Genomic DNA, 15,747 nt, shown 5'->3' with positions numbered 1-15,747 from the left:
CATGACACGGAAATTCTTCGGCACCGACGGGATTCGCGGGCGTACCAACGCCGATCCGATGACTGCGCGACTGGCGCTCAAGGTCGGGCAGGCCGCGGGGGCGCATTTCCAGCGCGGCGACCACCGGCACCGGGTGGTGATCGGCAAGGACACGCGCCTGTCGGGCTACATGATGGAAAGCGCGCTGGTGGCGGGCTTTACCAGCGTGGGCATGGACGTGGTGCTGCTGGGCCCGATGCCGACGCCCGCGGTGGCGATGCTGACCGTCTCGATGCGCGCCGACATGGGCGTGATGATCTCGGCGAGCCACAATCCGTATGAGGACAATGGCATCAAGCTGTTCGGGCCCGACGGCTACAAGCTGTCCGACGAGGCCGAGGCGGCGATTGAGGCGCTGATCGTCGATGAACCTGATTTGGTCGATGCCGTGCATGTGGGCCGTGCCCAGCGGATCGACGATGCCATCGGGCGGTACGTGCATTTCGCCAAGTCGACCTTTCCCGACGAACTGCGATTGGACGGCCTCAAGGTCGTGCTGGATTGCGCCAACGGTGCTGCCTACCGGGCCGCGCCGCTGGCGCTGTGGGAGCTGGGGGCGGACCTCGTCACCATCGGGGTCAATCCCGACGGGACCAACATCAACAAGGGCGTCGGCAGCACCGCGACCGACACGATGCGCGAGACCGTCGTCGCGACCGGTGCGGACATCGGCCTGGCGCTGGACGGAGACGCCGACCGACTGATCGTTTGCGACGAGAAGGGCAAGCTGATCGACGGCGACCAGCTGATGGCGCTGATGGCGCTGGCGCTGAAGGACCGGGGACAGCTGCGCGGCGATGCCCTGGTCGCGACGGTGATGAGCAACCTCGGCCTCGAGCGGCATCTGGAGGCGCACGGGCTGGGGCTGCACCGGGCGAAGGTCGGCGACCGTTATGTCCTCGAGATGATGCGCGAGACCGGCTGCAACGTGGGCGGCGAGCAATCGGGGCACATCATCCTGACCGACCATGCGACGACCGGCGACGGACTGGTGGCGGGATTGCAGGTACTGGCCGCGATGGTGACGGGGGGCAGGCCGGCAAGCGAAATCCTCAACCAGTTCGAAACCATTCCGCAGCTATTGAAGAACGTGCGCTATTCGGGCGGCGATCCGCTGGCCGACGCGCACGTCAAGAAGGCGATCGGCGAGGCCGAGGCGGCACTGGCATCGGACGGGCGGATGGTGATCCGCAAGTCCGGCACCGAGCCGCTCGTTCGCGTGATGGCCGAAGGTGAAGATGCGGGGCTGGTCGAGAAATGGGTCGACCATGTCGTCAACGCGATCGAAGAGGTGGCATGAGCATTCCGATCATTCTGACGATCGCGGGAAGCGACAGCGGCGGGGGCGCGGGGATCCAGGCGGACGTTCGCACCATCACCATGCTGGGCGCGCATCCGCTGACCGCCATCACCTCGATCACCGCGCAGAACACGCAGAGCGTTGATGCGGTCCATCAGGTGCCCGCCGAAACGGTGCTGGCGCAGATCGACGCGGTCCTGTCCGATTTCGACGTCGACGCGATCAAGATCGGGCTGACCGGCAGCGCCTTCACGACCCGCGCGATCGCCGATCGGCTGAAGTCGCTCGATAGGAAGATCCCCATCATCCTCGACCCCGTCATGGTGACGACAAGTGGCGTGGCGCTGGCCGACGAGGCGACCATCGAGGCGCTGGCGCAGCTGTTCGAAGTGGCGACGCTCGCCACGCCCAATGCGCCCGAGGTCGTCGCGCTGACGGGCGAGGAGGAGCCGATCGCCGCCGCCCTGCAACTGGTCGGCAAGCATGGCGCACCGGTGTTGCTGACGGGGGGACACGAGGAGGGCGAGGCGGTCGCCGACGCGCTGATCGAGGACGACAATATCACCAGCTGGCAGGGCACGCGGATCGAGACGGTCCACGATCACGGCACCGGCTGTACCCTGTCGAGCGCGATCGCGACGTTCATGGGCGCGGGTCATTCGATGAACGAATCGATCGACCGGGCGCGCATGTTCGTGCGCATGGCGCTGCACGAGGCGCCGGGCTTCGGCGGGGGGTCGGGTCCGCTGGGCATCAGCCAGGTGCGGCTCGACGTCGGGGAAGCGGATCGCATGGCGCCGCCGCGGATGAACCAGCTGACCGTGACCGGAACCGATTACGACAAGATGGTCGAATTCTATTCCAAGATCGGGCTGCGGCAGATCGTCGACAGCCCCGACAACCAATATGCGCGGTTCGAGACCGGTGGCGGCGCGACATTGTCGGTGCAGTGCGACCCCGACGCGCCGACGGCGGAGAATTTCGCGGTCTATTTCGAATGCGACGATCTCGACCAGCGGGTCGAGCGCCTGGCGCGCGAGGGGCTGCCGTTCGAGCATGGACCGCGCGCACAGCCGTGGATGTGGCGCGAGGCGCGGTTGCGCGACCCGGCGGGCAATGCGGTGTTTCTGTACAAGGCGGGCGAAAACCGCCGCTATCCGCCGTGGCGGATGGGCAAGGGTGCGGAGGAAATGCCGGCCTGATGCAGTCGGCGATCCGACCATGATCGTCGGCGTCGACGAAGCGGGGCGGGGACCCCTTGCGGGGCCGGTCGTGGCGGCGGCGGTCCACCTGTGCGGCAAGCCGATCCGCGGACTGGACGACAGCAAGAAGCTGTCGCCGGAGCGGCGGGCGGTGCTGGCGGGGCGGATCGAGGAGCGATGCAAATATGGCATCGGCCTGGCCAGCGTCGAAGAGATCGACGCGCTCAACATCTTCCAGGCGACCATGCTGGCGATGAGCAGGGCGGTCGCGCAATGCTGCGAGGCGCTGGGCTGCGATCCGGCGGAAATCCTGATCGACGGGAACATGACTCCCGCCGGACGTCGATCCGAATGGCGGTGGGGCGGAGCCCGGGCGATCGTGGGCGGCGACGCGCGCGAGAAGTGCATCGCCGCAGCCTCGATCGTCGCCAAGCATCGCCGCGACGAGATGATGGCGAATTATGAGGTCGTGCACCCCGGATACGGGTTCGGACAGCACAAAGGCTACGGCACGGCGGCACATCTTCAGGCACTGCGCAGCCGGGGTCCGAGCCCCATTCATCGCCGCAGTTTCGCGCCGGTCGCGCAACTTCATCTGCTTTAGTTTTCGGTCCGAGTCTTTTGCGCCACACCCACTAGGGGTTGAGTCCGGCCGGGAGCATCGGACTCAAGATGTTGTGGTTTCGGCCAAAAGTTATCCACAGGCGAAAGCGTCGTCATCTGGCTGGATTCGCGTCGGAATCTTGACCGGCGCGACACGATGACTCACGCCGGTGGGCATGACCGACCTGACCCCGATCGAAGCCTGGTGTGCTCCCGAACTGGCGGTGAAGCCGCAACGGCGCAAGGCGAAGCCCCGGGCGCTCCCGCTCGACCGGATCCTGCAGGGCGATTGCATCGCGCACATGGCCCGCATGCCGGACAAGTCGGTGGACCTGATCTTCGCCGACCCGCCCTACAACCTCCAGCTGGGCGGCGACCTGTTGCGACCCGAGGGCGGGAAGGTCGATGCCTGCGATGACGAATGGGACCGGTTCGAGAGTTTTGCGCAATATGACGATTTCACCCGCGACTGGCTGGCCGAAGCGCGGCGGATCCTGAAGGACGACGGCGCGATCTGGGTGATCGGCAGCTATCACAATATCTTCCGGTGCGGTGCGATCCTGCAGGACCTCGGCTACTGGATCCTCAACGACATCGTCTGGCGCAAGACCAACCCGATGCCCAATTTCCGCGGCACCCGCTTCACCAATGCGCACGAGACATTGCTCTGGTGCGCCAAGAGCGAGAAGGCGCGCTATCGTTTCAACTATCGCGCGATGAAGGGGTTGAACGACGATCTTCAGATGCGCTCGGACTGGTCGATCCCGATCTGCTCGGGCGGCGAACGGCTGAAGGACGATGGCGGCGACAAGGTTCATCCGACGCAGAAGCCCGAAGCGCTTCTGTATCGGGTGCTTCTGGCCTGCACGAAGCCCGGCGACGTGGTGCTGGACCCCTTTTTCGGCACCGGGACGACCGGGGCGGTCGCCAAGCGGCTGCGCCGACGCTGGATCGGGATCGAGCGCGAGAAGGATTATATCGCCGCGGCGCAGGAGCGGATCGAGGCGGAGATGCCGCTCGACGAAAGCGCGATGGTCACCATGGCCGAGAAACGCGCCGCGCCGCGGGTCGCCTTCGGCCAGCTGGTCGAGAACGGGATGATCGCTCCCGGGACGGTGCTCCAGGACGGCAAGGCCCGTTGGCGGGCGGTCGTCGGGATGGACGGATCGGTCATTTGCGGCGAGGTGCAGGGGTCCATCCACCAAGTCGGCAAGACGGTGCAGGGGGCGCCGAGTTGCAACGGCTGGACCTTCTGGCAGGTCGAGGATGGCGGCGATTGGGTGGCGCTCGACACGTTGCGGCAGCGGCATCTGAAGGCGCTGGCCTGAGCCGCCCGTGACACGCACGATTCTTCGGCCGACGGGGTTCGTCGATGCCCCGTTCGGGCATGACGGCAAGGTCGCGCGACTGGCGGGCGGCCTGTTGTGGTTTGCGAGCGTCGAGCTGATCGCGCTCGACGATGCCAACCGGCGAGCGGGAAGCGATCTGGTGCCGGTCGAGGGGATCGAGGATCGCTTCGACGAGGACATGGCGGCACAGTGGCAGCGGATCACCGCGCCGCGCCCACCGCTGATGCTGGGCGAGCGGACTATTCCGCTCGATCAGCCGCGGGTGATGGGGATCATCAACGCGACGCCCGACAGCTTTTCGGACGGCGGTGCTTACGAAGATCTGGACGCGGCGGCGTTCGCGGGGGCCGACATGGCGGGCGCGGGGGCGGCGATCCTCGATATCGGCGGAGAAAGCACGCGCCCGGGGGCACAGACCGTGTGGGAAGGCGACGAGATCGACCGGGTCGTGCCGCTGATCAAGCGGCTGGCGCGCGGTGGCAATGCGGTCAGCATCGACACCCGCAAGGCCGCGGTGATGGAAGCGGCGATCGAGGCGGGCGTCCACCTTGTGAATGACGTTTCGGCGCTGGGTTGGGACGAACGATCGGCTGATGTGGTCGCCAAGGCGGGGGTGCCGGTGGTGCTGATGCACGCGCAGGGCGATCCCACGACGATGCAGGACAATCCGACCTACGACGATGTCGCAGCGGACGTGTGGCTGTGGTTGGAGGATCGGATCGCGCGGGCGGAGGCGGCGGGGATCGACCGGTCGCGGATCATCGTCGACCCGGGGATCGGGTTCGGCAAGACGATCGCGCACAATCTCGACCTGATGAACCAGCTGGCGATGTTTCACGGCCTCGGATGTCCCGTGCTGCTGGGAGCGAGCCGGAAGCGGATGATCGGCGCGCTGTCGAACGAGGCCCCGGCCGACCGACGGCTGGCAGGGAGCCTGGCGCTCGCGCTGAAGGCGGCGGACCAGGGCGCGCAGATCGTTCGCGTGCACGACGTTCCCGAAACGGTCCAGGCGCTGAAGGTCTGGCGCGGCCTCAAGGACCAGGCGCTGACGCCGCGGGTCTAGAGAGTGAACCCACCGTCGCAGACGAGGACGCTGCCGGTAATGGTCGCGGCGGCCTCGCTCATCAGGAAGGCCGCCTGACGCGCGATTTCGTCTGGTTGGGCATAGCGTCCGATCGGCACGGTCGCCTCCATCGCCCGCATGAATTTCTCCCTGCCCTGTGCTGGGTCGACCATTGGGTCCCAGATCGGCGTGTCGACGCCCCCCGGCGCGATGGCGTTGACGCGGATCCGGCGCGATGCGGCCTCCGCGGCGGCGACCTTGGTCAGGTGGATCAGGGCCGCCTTGCTCGTTCCGTAGGCGGCCGTTTGCGGGATCGCTTTCAGTCCGCTGGCAGAAGCGATCGTGACGATGCTCGCCTCCTCGGTGGCGTGCCGGAGCGCCGCCTGCAGGGTAAGGAACGCGCCGTCGAGGTTGACCGCCATGACCTTTCGCCAATCCTCGAACGTAAGGTCCGTAATCGGAGCGGCGCTGCCGATCCCCGCATTGACGATCGCCCCGTCGAGCGGACCGGGATCGAGACGGGACCAGAAGCCGGCATCGGCGACATCGGCGATGTGATGTTCATGTTCGCCCGCGACCTTGGCGAGGGCGTCGCGATTGCGGTCGACGAGGACGAGGTCGGCCCCCGCCGTATCGAAATGTTCGGCGCAGGCCTTGCCGATGCCGCTCGCGGCGCCGGTGATGAGGATGCGGGTCATGCCCGTTTCGCTAGCGGCGTCAGGCGGCGGTGTCGATTCCGAGATCGCCGAGCTTGCGGTAGAGGGTCGAGCGTCCGATGCCGAGCCGGCGGGCAACTTCGGTCATGCGTCCGCGATAGTGACCGATGGCGAGGCGGATGAGGTCTGCCTCGATCTCCGACAGCTGGCGGATGTGCCCTTCGTCGTCGAAGACGGTCACCGGACCCGAGCCCCGCAGGGCCTGTTCGGAACCGTGGGCCGAAAGCGTCGGTCGCGCGTCGCTGCGCCGCTTGGTGAAGCTTGACTGGATCGCGATGTGGGGAAAGTCCTCGGCGGTGAGGCTGGCGCCCTCGCAAGCGACCGCCGCGCGGAACAGCACACTGGCGAGCTGACGCAGATTGCCCGGCCAACCGTAGCGCATGAGGACGGCGAGCGCGTCGTTGTCGATCGCGAGCGGGCGCATGCCCGGTTGTTCGGCAATGCGGGCGAGGAAGTGACGCGCGAGCGCGGGAATGTCGCTGGAACGTTCGCGCAGCGGCGGGAGGACGACCGCAGTCGCCTCGATCCGCTCCTTCAATCGGTCATCGAAGTCGAGCGACAGCGGGCCTTCGGCGGTGACGATCAGCCGCACGTCGACGCTGGAGGAACCGTTGGTGCCGAGCGGGCGCACCTCGCCCGTTGCGAGCGCACGGTCGAGCAGGTTCTGCGTCCGTGGGGGAAGGCGGTTCACATGTTTGAGGAGCAGCGTGCCTTCATGCGCATCGACGAGGGCGCCGGTCTTCTCGGTGAAGGCGCCGGGAAACGCCCCTTCCGCATGGCCGAACAGTTCGCTGTCGATGGCGTTGGGGCTGGTCAGCTTCGCGTCGCGTACGACGAGCGCAGAAGCGGCGCGAAGGCTTGCCTGGTGAATGGCGCGGGCGAAGGTTTCCTTGCCGGTGCCGGGTTCGCCGCAGATGAACACCGGAAGGCGGTTGCGCGCGGCCTTTGCGGCGACGGCCTGGGCAGCGCGGAGCCCCGGAGAGGAGCCGACCAGCTGCTCGAGCTCCAGCGGTGCGTCGATCTTTTCGGAAATGGGTGCCAGCTCGCCCGCGGGTCGGCGACGGTCCGCATGGGTGTCGAGGGCTTCGAGAAGACGCTCGGGGGTGACGGGCTTGGTCAGGAAATCGCTCGCGCCGGCGCGCATCGCGTCGACCGCGACGCTGACGTCGCCACCGGCGGCCAGGACGATGACCGGAAGGTCGGGCGCCACGTCGCGCAATGCCTCGATCCGTTCGGAGCCGTCGCCGAGCGTCCAGCTCGACAGGACCGCCGCCCGTACTTCGCGCCCGTGCGGCCCCTGCAGCAGCGCGATCGCGGTCGACAGGTCGGCGGCGCCCACCACCATCCATTCGGCACGCTGCGCGACCTTCGAGACCAGGCGCCGTTCGTCGGCGTCCGAGTCCAAAAGCAACAGCGAGCGGGGCGTGTCGTCGCGCATGGGCGTCTCCTTTATTCCCGTCGGCTTAACGCAAAGCGATGAAAGGGCGGTTAAGATTGCGGTGTCGTGGGGGCTTGTGGGCAGGGCCGCGCGGTTGATAGAAGAAGCGCGAAAATGCCGACGGGCAGCAGAAAAGGGACCCTCAATGGCCGAGAAGAAATATCCGACCGCCACGGAAATGGATTACGACGAACATAATTCGAGCTGGTCGCTGTTTCTGACGCTGCTCAAATGGTCGATCTATATCGTGATTCCGATCGTCATCGTCGTCATGATCATCATCGCCGGATGAAGCTCGGAGTCCTCAAGGAAGCGCAGGACGAGCCGCGCTGCGCGGCCATCCCCGAAACCGTCGGAAAGCTTGTCGCCAAGGGCGCGCGGGTCGCGGTCGAACGGGGCGCGGGCGAGCGAGCGGGCTTTTCCGACGCAGCCTTCGAGGACGCCGGCGCGACCATCGTGTCGCGCGAGGAAGCCATCGCCGATGCGCACGCGATCCTGGTCGTTCAGGGACCGCCGCCCGCCGACCTGGCGGGAGCGAAGAGCGGCGCACTGCTGATCGGCTCACTGTCGCCAGCGACGCGCGGCGACACGATCGAGGCCTATGCGAAGGCCGGGATCGAAGCGTTGGCGATGGAATGGATGCCGCGCATCACCCGCGCGCAATCGATGGATATCCTGTCCTCGCAATCGAACTTGGCGGGATACAAGGCGGTCATCGACGCCGCGCATCTCTACGGGCGCGCCTTTCCGATGATGATGACCGCGGCCGGGACGATCAGCCCCGCGCGGGTGTTCGTCATGGGCGTGGGCGTGGCGGGTTTGCAGGCGATCGCGACCGCCACGCGGCTCGGCGCGCAGGTCAGTGCCACGGACGTGCGATCGGCAACGAAGGAACAGATCCAGTCGCTCGGCGCCAAGCCGATCTTCGTCGAGGATGTCGAGGGGATCGAGGGCGAGGGGCAGGGCGGTTATGCCGGCGAGACCTCGGAGGAGTATCGCAAGGCGCAGGCCGAACTGGTCTCGAACCATCTCGCCAAACAGGACATCGTCATCACGACCGCGCTCATTCCCGGGCGGCCGGCGCCGCGGCTGATCAGCGATGCGCAGCTTTCGACGATGCGGGCGGGCAGCGTGGTGGTCGATCTCGCGGCCGAAGCGGGGGGCAACGTCGAGGGATGTACGGCGGGCGCGACGGTCGAACGCCACGGGGTCCAGATCATGGGGCCTGTACAGCCCGCGCGCGCGCTCGCGAGCGATGCCGCTGCACTCTATTCGCGGAACATCGCCAATTTCCTGCTCGCATTCATCGAGGAGTCGAGTGCCGAATCGGAAGAGGATGCGCACAGCGATTCGGCGGGTGATTCGCCGTGGCTCGTGTTGCCCGACGATGACGAGATCGTCGCCGGGATCCGCCTGACGAAGGGCGGAAAGATCGTCCATGAGCGCCTTCGCGCCATGGGATGATCGAGCGGTGTGCCGCTCGATCCAATGTCGGCTAACCGACTGAAGGCAAAGAAAAACCCGACCGAAGCCGGGTCAATCTTTTGATTGTAGCGAGGACTTAGCCAGCGCCGCCGGTCGAACCCCAGCCACCGCCGAGTACCCAGTCCCAGAAGCCTTTACGGCCTTCGATCTTCTTTACCATTTTTCGTCCCCTAGTTGCGGGCGACATGCCCTAGTGCAGGAACAGTATTAACCTTAATAGGAATGGTAAGCAAGGAATTTACTATAATGCCTACTTCAGCGTGCTGATCGTTTCCGCACGGTGGTGCTCACGGATTGGCGGATTGCAGAGAGGAAGGAGTGCGAAGAACTGCCGTATCGCCGGGTCGTTACCAGCGAGAAACGGTCAACAGTGTTCGCTAGGGATAGAGGTCAGGCAGCGCGACGGTCGCGTTCGCGCGTCAGGCGACGATCGAGTTCCTTGAGGGTCATCGGGCGGCCCACCGCAAAGCCCTGCGCCTGATCGCAGTCGAGCTGAATGAGCTGCTCGAGGACCTGCTTGTCCTCCACTCCTTCTGCCACAACCGTGCGGCCGAGCGAGTGGGCAAGGGCAATGGTCGACTGGACCATGATCATGTCGGATCGGTTGTCGCGCATGGCGCGAATGAAGCTCTGGTCGATCTTGAGCTCGTTGGCCGGCACGCGCTTGAGGTAGTCGAGCGTCGACAGGCCGGTACCATAGTCGTCGATCGAGATATTGATGCCGATCGAGCGAAGCTGCGAGAGCAACTCGATGTCTGCGCCCGTACCGGCGAGCGCAGCGGTTTCCGTCAGTTCCAGAGTCAGGGCCTCGGGCGGGAGATCGTATCGATCGAGCATCGAGAGAACATGTCCCGTGAGATGGCGATCATTGAGCATACGGGCGGACAGATTGACCGCTACGGAGAACTTGGGCTCGATCCGCCGAAGGCGCACCGCCGCTTTGCCCGCTTCCTCAAGCACGAAATGGGTGAGTTTCCCGATGCGGTCGCTCTGTTCCGCCGCTGCGACGAATTCGAGCGGGCTGATCGGCCCCTTTTCGGGGTGGGTCCACCGCGCGAGCGCTTCCGCGCCGACGACGCGCTGGTTCTTGAGCTCGACCTTGGGCTGAAGTGCGATCCAGACTTCGCCGTTCTCGATTGCGTCCTCGAGCTGCGACAGCATAGACAGCTTCCAGGGCGTGCTTTCGAGACGTGCGGGGTCGTGATACTTCCACTTGATGGCGTCGTTCTCGGCCTCGTCGGCAGCAACGAGCGCGCTGTTCAGCCGACTGGCGAGACTGCGTCCCGAGCCCATTTCCACGCCGAAACTGACCGCTACGTCGAACGGCTGTCCTTCTACGGTCACCGGACTACGGAAAAGCGCGTGCAGCGCCTCGAGATGGTTCGCGACAGCCGTATGAGGATCGACGAACCACGCAAAAATTCCCTCGTCGCCCTGGTAGAGTTTCCAACCGCTGTGGCGCCCCAGCGCCAGACGCGCGGCAATCTGTTCGACCAGTCGCTTCTCGCCATCAGCGTTGAGGGTCGAGCTGATTTCGGCGAAGTTGTGGACCCGCGCCGCGATCAGCGGCTTGTCGTTGCCGCTTTTCTCGCTGCGGAGCGCGGCGAGATTCGGCAGATTGGTAAGAGCGTTGACGTATCCTCGGCTGCGGAAGAAGCGCCAAGTGAACACCGATAGGCCAACGAGAACGGCGAAAATACCCGCGAAAAGCTCGACGAATATCAGGTGCATCTCAAGTGCGATCGCCGTGAAGAACAGCGCGAAGGGTGTGGCGCCAAGAACGACGAAACGTGTCACCACGTTGGTCGACCAACATGCGATTGCTAGCGCAACAATGCCGACGATAACCGCCGGTAGCCAGCCGAGATCAATAGGGCGACCCTTTTTCAAAGTTTCCGCCCCTAGAATCTGTACATAGACGCCCGGTCGCCGTCCCGTCCCCGGAAGGTACACCTGGTCGCCCAACTGCATCACTGCGATGCCGACAATCGCCGTCTTGCCTTCCAGCACGGCGCGATCGACACGGCCTTCAAGGAGATCGACGACACTGATCGACGGGACGCTCTGGGGTTGGATCGAGTAATCGATCAGAAAGTTTTCCCCCACCTCGCCTCTGACGCCTGCCATCTTGGATGCGAAGGTCGGGATGGCTCGCGAGCCTATCTGGTCTGTATACGCCAGTTGCCACGCTGCGGACTGGAAGTTGAAATAGGCGTTGATGGATCCGAGATCGGCCGCGCGTTCGAATTGTTCTTCCGGAAGCTCCAGCGACGATACACTATCGTCCACGACACGGTTTTCGGTGGCGGCGATGGTCACGTTTCGGGCGTCAAGCAGGGCCTTTTCCAGAACGTCGTCCGAAGAAGATCTTCCTGCAAACACCATGTCGAAGAAAATCTGCTCCGTGCCGAGGGCGTTGGCTTCTTCGATGATCTCGGCAAAGACCTCCCGCGGCCAAGGGTTGTAGGCACCGATTGCATCAAGGCTCTCCTTGTCGACCTTGATGAGTACGATATCGCCACTGGCGCTTTCCTTGTGCATCAAGTTGCGAAGGCTGCGTCCGGCGTCGTCGAGAGGCAATCCCAGTTCCAGCAGTCCCACCAACAGCGCCGCCAGCACCGTCCATACGAACAGCTTGGGGGCCTTGCCGGCAGCCGACTTGCGGTCGTCGACGCCGCGGCGGGTGGGGGCATTTGTCGCCATGACGACGCTTGTCCCATAGAAAGGTTATCAAAAGGGAAACCCCAATGCGGTTAACCGCTTGCCCGGCGGCGGTGTCGCTGGCCCCTCGACACGTGCGACGCGCCTTGCCATGGTCGCGCGTTCAATCGGAGGGGCGCCCAAGTGGATTTCATCTCGATCCTGTCGATCTTCGTGCTGGCCTGTTTCGTCGGCTATTACGTGGTCTGGTCGGTCACCCCGGCGCTGCACACGCCGTTGATGGCGGTGACCAACGCGATTTCCAGCGTCATCATCGTCGGGGCGCTGATCGCGGCGGCGGCGAGCGGGAATGCGATCGCCAAATGGCTCGGCCTCGTCGGCGTCGTGCTGGCGAGCATCAACATCTTCGGCGGCTTCGCGGTGACCCAGCGGATGCTGGCTATGTACAGGAAGAAGGAGCGCAAGTGATGCTGCGTTTCCTGATCCTTGCCATCGCGGCCGCGATCCTGTTGCCCGAACCCGCCTTCGCGGTCGAATGCTCCGCCGACATCACCGTCGCGCAATGCGAAGCGATGCTCGACCGGTACGACGGCACGGCAGAATCGCTGTCGCGACACGATGTCCCCGTGCCCGGCTGGGTCATGCTCGCCTATCTGATCGCGGGCGTCTGCTTCATCCTTGCGCTCCGCGGCCTTTCGAGCCCGGCGAGCAGTCGGAAGGGAAATACCTACGGCATGGTCGGCATGGCGATCGCGGTGGTCGTGACGATGGTCACCCACTTGCCGCGTCGCATGACAGAGCCTGTCGTCGACGGCACAATCACGATTCAAGGGACAGAGATCGACTGGTCCGTCCTGGGCCCGATCCTGGGCGCGATCGCGATCGGCGCCGCGATCGGTCTGACCATTGCGCGGCGCATCGCGATGACCGCGATGCCCGAGCTGGTCGCCGCGTTCCACAGTCTTGTCGGTCTTGCCGCGGTCCTGGTCGGCTGGGCTGCCTTCATGAACCCCGAGGCGTTCGGACTTCTCGTCCCCGTCGGGGGCACGTCCGACTTCGCCATCGGCACGGTCAGCCGGATCGAGATGGCGCTGGGCGTCGCCATTGGCGCGATCACCTTTTCCGGTAGCGTCATCGCCTTCGCCAAGCTGTCGGGACGGATGAGCGGTTCGCCCATCCTGCTTCCCGCGCGCCATGTCATCAACCTGGGCACGCTCGTTGCGATCGTCGTGCTGACTGGCATCTTCGCGACCGCGATGTTCGCCTCCCCCGAACTCTTCATCGCGATCACCGTTCTGGCGTTTCTCGTCGGATTCCTGCTGATCATCCCCATCGGCGGGGCGGACATGCCGGTCGTCGTCAGCATGCTGAACAGCTATTCGGGCTGGGCGGCCGCGGCGATGGGTTTCACGCTCGGCAACAGCGCGATGATCATTACCGGCGCGCTGGTCGGATCGTCGGGTGCGATCCTTTCCTACATCATGTGCAAGGCGATGAACCGCAGCTTCATCAGCGTGATCGCCGGCGGCTTCGGTCAGGACAGCGGGGGCGGCGGCGACACGGGCCCTGCGATCGATCGTCCCTACAAGCAGGGCAGCGCCGAGGACGCCGCTTTCATGTTGGGCCAGGCCGACAAGGTCATCATCGTTCCCGGATACGGGATGGCGGTGGCACAGGCGCAGCATGCCCTGCGCGAAATGGTCGATCTGCTCAAGGAGAAGGGCGTCGAGGTCAAATATGCGATCCATCCCGTCGCCGGTCGGATGCCGGGGCATATGAACGTGCTGCTCGCCGAGGCCAGCGTGCCGTACGACGAGGTGTTCGAGCTGGAAGACATCAACAGCGAATTCGCGCAGGCGGACGTCGCCTTCGTCATCGGTGCCAATGACGTGACCAATCCCAGCGCCAAGACCGACAAATCCTCGCCGATCTACGGCATGCCGGTGCTCGACGTGGAAAAGGCGCGCACGACATTGTTCATCAAGCGGTCGATGGGCGGAGCGGGCTATGCCGGGGTGGAGAACGAGCTGTTCTTTCGCGACCAGACGATGATGCTTCTGTCCGATGCCAAGAAAATGGTTGAGGAAATCGTCAAAAAGCTCGACTAAGGGGCCATCATTCAACCGCTTACTGGGTTAAAGCCCCCAGCCGGATTGCCCCGGTCGCGGGGGCAAGGGGAGCTTCGCAGCACGTGCGCAAACTGGGGATCATCGGCGGGACGAGCTGGAACTCGACCGCGCTCTACTATCGTCACATCAACGAGGGCGTCGCGCGGCGGATGGGCGGGCTCCATTCCGCGCGGCTGCTGATCGAAAGCATCGACCTGGCGCCCTACGCCAAGTTGCAGCGTGCGGGGCAGAAGAAGCGCGCGGGGCGGCGGATCGTGGCGGCGGGCGAGGCGCTGAAAGCCGGCGGGGCGGAAGCGATCCTGATCGCGTCGAACACGACCAACCGCTACGCCGACGACGTCGCCGAAGCGACCGATCTGCCGATCCTTCACATCGCCGATGCCGTGACCGCGCGGTTGAAGGAGGACGAGCGACAGCGCATCGCGCTGCTGGGGACGCGGATCCTGATGAGCGAGGGGTTCGCGCGCGAGCGTTACGAGGCCGCGGGGTTCGAGGTGATGGAATTGCCCGAACCGGTGATCGACACCGTCGACGGCATCATCTTCGAGGAGCTCGCCAAGGGGATCGTGACCCGCAACAGCCAGCGCGAGTTGAAGAGTGTGATCACCGAACTCGACAAGCAGAAGGCCGATGGGGTCGTCCTCGCCTGTACCGAGCTGGTGCTGGCGGTCGATGCGCGGGCCAACGTGCTTCCGGTCTACGACAGCACCGCGATCCATGCGGCGGCGGCGGTCGACTGGCTGCTCGAGGACGAGAAGGACGCCGCCCCCGCCTGAGGGTTGCGCGTCTCTGGACAGCGGCGATTTCGTGGGGCACATTCCTTGTGAACGTTCACAAGGGAAGGAGAGCCCGCATGATCCGGACGCTTGCAATCGGAATGACGAGCCTGCTGCTGGCGGGGTGTGCCGCCACCACCGACACGCGTCCGCTGGCCGGAGAAATCATCGGGACCGCGCCGGTCGACAGTGCCCGCACGATCCTGTTCGAGGACGATTTCGACGCTGGCACGCTGGACCGGGCGAAGTGGAACGTCGAAGGGCCCGACTTCTGGGTGAACGACGAGCTTCAGGTCTATGTCGATGAGCCGGGAGTCATCTCCTTCCGCTCCGCCATGCCGGGCGCCGATGGCGGCGTCCTGGTGCTCAAGCCCGAGTATCGCGCCGGGGCGGAACAGTCGGAGCGCCGAACGGCCGATTTCGTCTCCGGACGGATCAACTCCAAGGGCAAGTTCGATTTTGCCTATGGCCGCGCCGAGGCGCGCATCAAGATGACCGATCACCGCGGCGTGTGGCCCGCCTGGTGGTTGCTGGGCAACGGACAGTGGCCCGACACGGGCGAGATCGACGTGCTGGAATATGTCGGCGAGAAGGACTGGATCGGCGTCGCCGTCCACGGTCCCGGCTATGCGGGCGAGGAAGCACCGGTGAGACGCTTCTACTTTCCCGACGGCGAGGACGTGACGGGCTGGCATCGCTATGCCGTCGAATGGACACCGACCGACATGACCTTCCTGGTCGACGACCGTGCCTACTGGCGGATCACGAAGCCCGAGATCGAGGAGTTGGGGCGCTGGTCCTACGACAACCCCAAATATCTCATCCTCAATTTCGCGGTCGGCGGCGTCTATCCGGCGAAGGTCAATAATATCGACGCACCCTATTACGGCCTGCCCCAGTCGACGCTGGAGGCGATCCAGCGCGGCGAACCGGAGATGGCGGTCGATTGGGTTCGCGTGTGGGGGCGCGAATAGTCCCTCGAAAAA

Annotated in this window: 14 protein-coding genes; 11 read left to right on the top strand and 3 right to left on the bottom strand. The window is 65.1% G+C overall.

Features of this window, described 5'->3' with window-relative positions; translation table 11 throughout:
* Nucleotide 1: 1 nt before the first annotated feature.
* The 5 genes from glmM to folP all read left to right on the top strand — a co-directional run bounded on the left by glmM (nucleotide 2) and on the right by folP (nucleotide 5,556).
* Nucleotides 2-1,339: a phosphoglucosamine mutase gene (gene glmM / locus WJT74_RS05795; RefSeq protein WP_343347937.1), complete on the top strand. Its 1,338-nt coding sequence runs from the start codon at nucleotides 2-4 to the stop codon at nucleotides 1,337-1,339.
* The gene (gene thiD, locus WJT74_RS05790; RefSeq protein ID WP_343347934.1) at nucleotides 1,336-2,541 is read left to right on the top strand and encodes a bifunctional hydroxymethylpyrimidine kinase/phosphomethylpyrimidine kinase; all 1,206 of its coding nucleotides are present in this window, start codon (nucleotides 1,336-1,338) and stop codon (nucleotides 2,539-2,541) included. Before glmM ends, thiD begins: the two co-directional genes overlap by 4 nt.
* 19 nt (nucleotides 2,542-2,560) lie before the next feature.
* Nucleotides 2,561-3,145: a ribonuclease HII gene (locus WJT74_RS05785; RefSeq protein WP_343347931.1), complete on the top strand. Its 585-nt coding sequence runs from the start codon at nucleotides 2,561-2,563 to the stop codon at nucleotides 3,143-3,145.
* 175 nt (nucleotides 3,146-3,320) lie between these two features.
* Complete coding sequence (locus tag WJT74_RS05780; protein ID WP_343347929.1) at nucleotides 3,321-4,472, top strand: site-specific DNA-methyltransferase; 1,152 nt, start codon at nucleotides 3,321-3,323, stop codon at nucleotides 4,470-4,472.
* A 7-nt stretch (nucleotides 4,473-4,479) separates the two neighbouring features.
* On the top strand, nucleotides 4,480-5,556 hold the full coding sequence (gene folP / locus WJT74_RS05775; RefSeq protein WP_343347927.1) for a dihydropteroate synthase: 1,077 nt from the start codon (nucleotides 4,480-4,482) through the stop codon (nucleotides 5,554-5,556).
* Here the strand turns inward: folP and WJT74_RS05770 are convergent.
* The gene (locus WJT74_RS05770; protein WP_343347925.1) at nucleotides 5,553-6,254 is read right to left on the bottom strand and encodes an SDR family NAD(P)-dependent oxidoreductase; all 702 of its coding nucleotides are present in this window, start codon (nucleotides 6,252-6,254) and stop codon (nucleotides 5,553-5,555) included. The genes folP and WJT74_RS05770 overlap by 4 nt on opposite strands.
* 19 nt (nucleotides 6,255-6,273) lie before the next feature.
* A complete protein-coding gene (locus WJT74_RS05765; protein ID WP_343347922.1) occupies nucleotides 6,274-7,710 on the bottom strand; it encodes a sigma-54-dependent transcriptional regulator in 1,437 nt (478 codons plus the stop codon).
* Nucleotides 7,711-7,855: 145 nt separating this feature from the next.
* Here WJT74_RS05765 and WJT74_RS05760 point away from each other — a divergent pair, with 145 nt between their 5' ends.
* On the top strand, nucleotides 7,856-8,002 hold the full coding sequence (locus WJT74_RS05760) for an aa3-type cytochrome c oxidase subunit IV (RefSeq protein WP_343347920.1): 147 nt from the start codon (nucleotides 7,856-7,858) through the stop codon (nucleotides 8,000-8,002).
* On the top strand, nucleotides 7,999-9,174 hold the full coding sequence (locus WJT74_RS05755; RefSeq protein ID WP_343347918.1) for an NAD(P) transhydrogenase subunit alpha: 1,176 nt from the start codon (nucleotides 7,999-8,001) through the stop codon (nucleotides 9,172-9,174). Before WJT74_RS05760 ends, WJT74_RS05755 begins: the two co-directional genes overlap by 4 nt.
* Nucleotides 9,175-9,585: 411 nt before the next feature.
* On the opposite strand, the gene WJT74_RS05750 is transcribed toward WJT74_RS05755, so the two are convergent.
* On the bottom strand, nucleotides 9,586-11,898 hold the full coding sequence (locus WJT74_RS05750) for an EAL domain-containing protein (protein WP_343347915.1): 2,313 nt from the start codon (nucleotides 11,896-11,898) through the stop codon (nucleotides 9,586-9,588).
* A 141-nt stretch (nucleotides 11,899-12,039) separates the two neighbouring features.
* Between WJT74_RS05750 and WJT74_RS05745 the strand changes: the two genes are divergently transcribed.
* The 4 genes from WJT74_RS05745 to WJT74_RS05730 all read left to right on the top strand — a co-directional run bounded on the left by WJT74_RS05745 (nucleotide 12,040) and on the right by WJT74_RS05730 (nucleotide 15,735).
* Nucleotides 12,040-12,324, top strand: a complete 285-nt coding sequence (locus WJT74_RS05745; RefSeq protein ID WP_343347913.1) for a proton-translocating transhydrogenase family protein — start codon at nucleotides 12,040-12,042, stop codon at nucleotides 12,322-12,324.
* Between the two features lie 173 nt (nucleotides 12,325-12,497).
* Nucleotides 12,498-13,964 (top strand): NAD(P)(+) transhydrogenase (Re/Si-specific) subunit beta, encoded by a 1,467-nt coding sequence (locus WJT74_RS05740; RefSeq protein ID WP_343348106.1) that lies wholly within the window; start codon nucleotides 12,498-12,500, stop codon nucleotides 13,962-13,964.
* A gap of 83 nt (nucleotides 13,965-14,047) precedes the next feature.
* Nucleotides 14,048-14,761: an aspartate/glutamate racemase family protein gene (locus WJT74_RS05735; protein WP_343347910.1), complete on the top strand. Its 714-nt coding sequence runs from the start codon at nucleotides 14,048-14,050 to the stop codon at nucleotides 14,759-14,761.
* A 77-nt stretch (nucleotides 14,762-14,838) separates the two neighbouring features.
* Complete coding sequence (locus WJT74_RS05730; RefSeq protein WP_343347908.1) at nucleotides 14,839-15,735, top strand: glycoside hydrolase family 16 protein; 897 nt, start codon at nucleotides 14,839-14,841, stop codon at nucleotides 15,733-15,735.
* The last annotated feature ends 12 nt before the right edge of the window (nucleotides 15,736-15,747 follow it).

This window comes from Sphingomicrobium sp. XHP0239, from assembly GCF_039555325.1.
Lineage (GTDB): Bacteria > Pseudomonadota > Alphaproteobacteria > Sphingomonadales > Sphingomonadaceae > Sphingomicrobium > Sphingomicrobium maritimum.
Note: the sequence above shows the minus strand (reverse complement) of the source record. Positions and strands in the feature narration are given on the sequence as shown.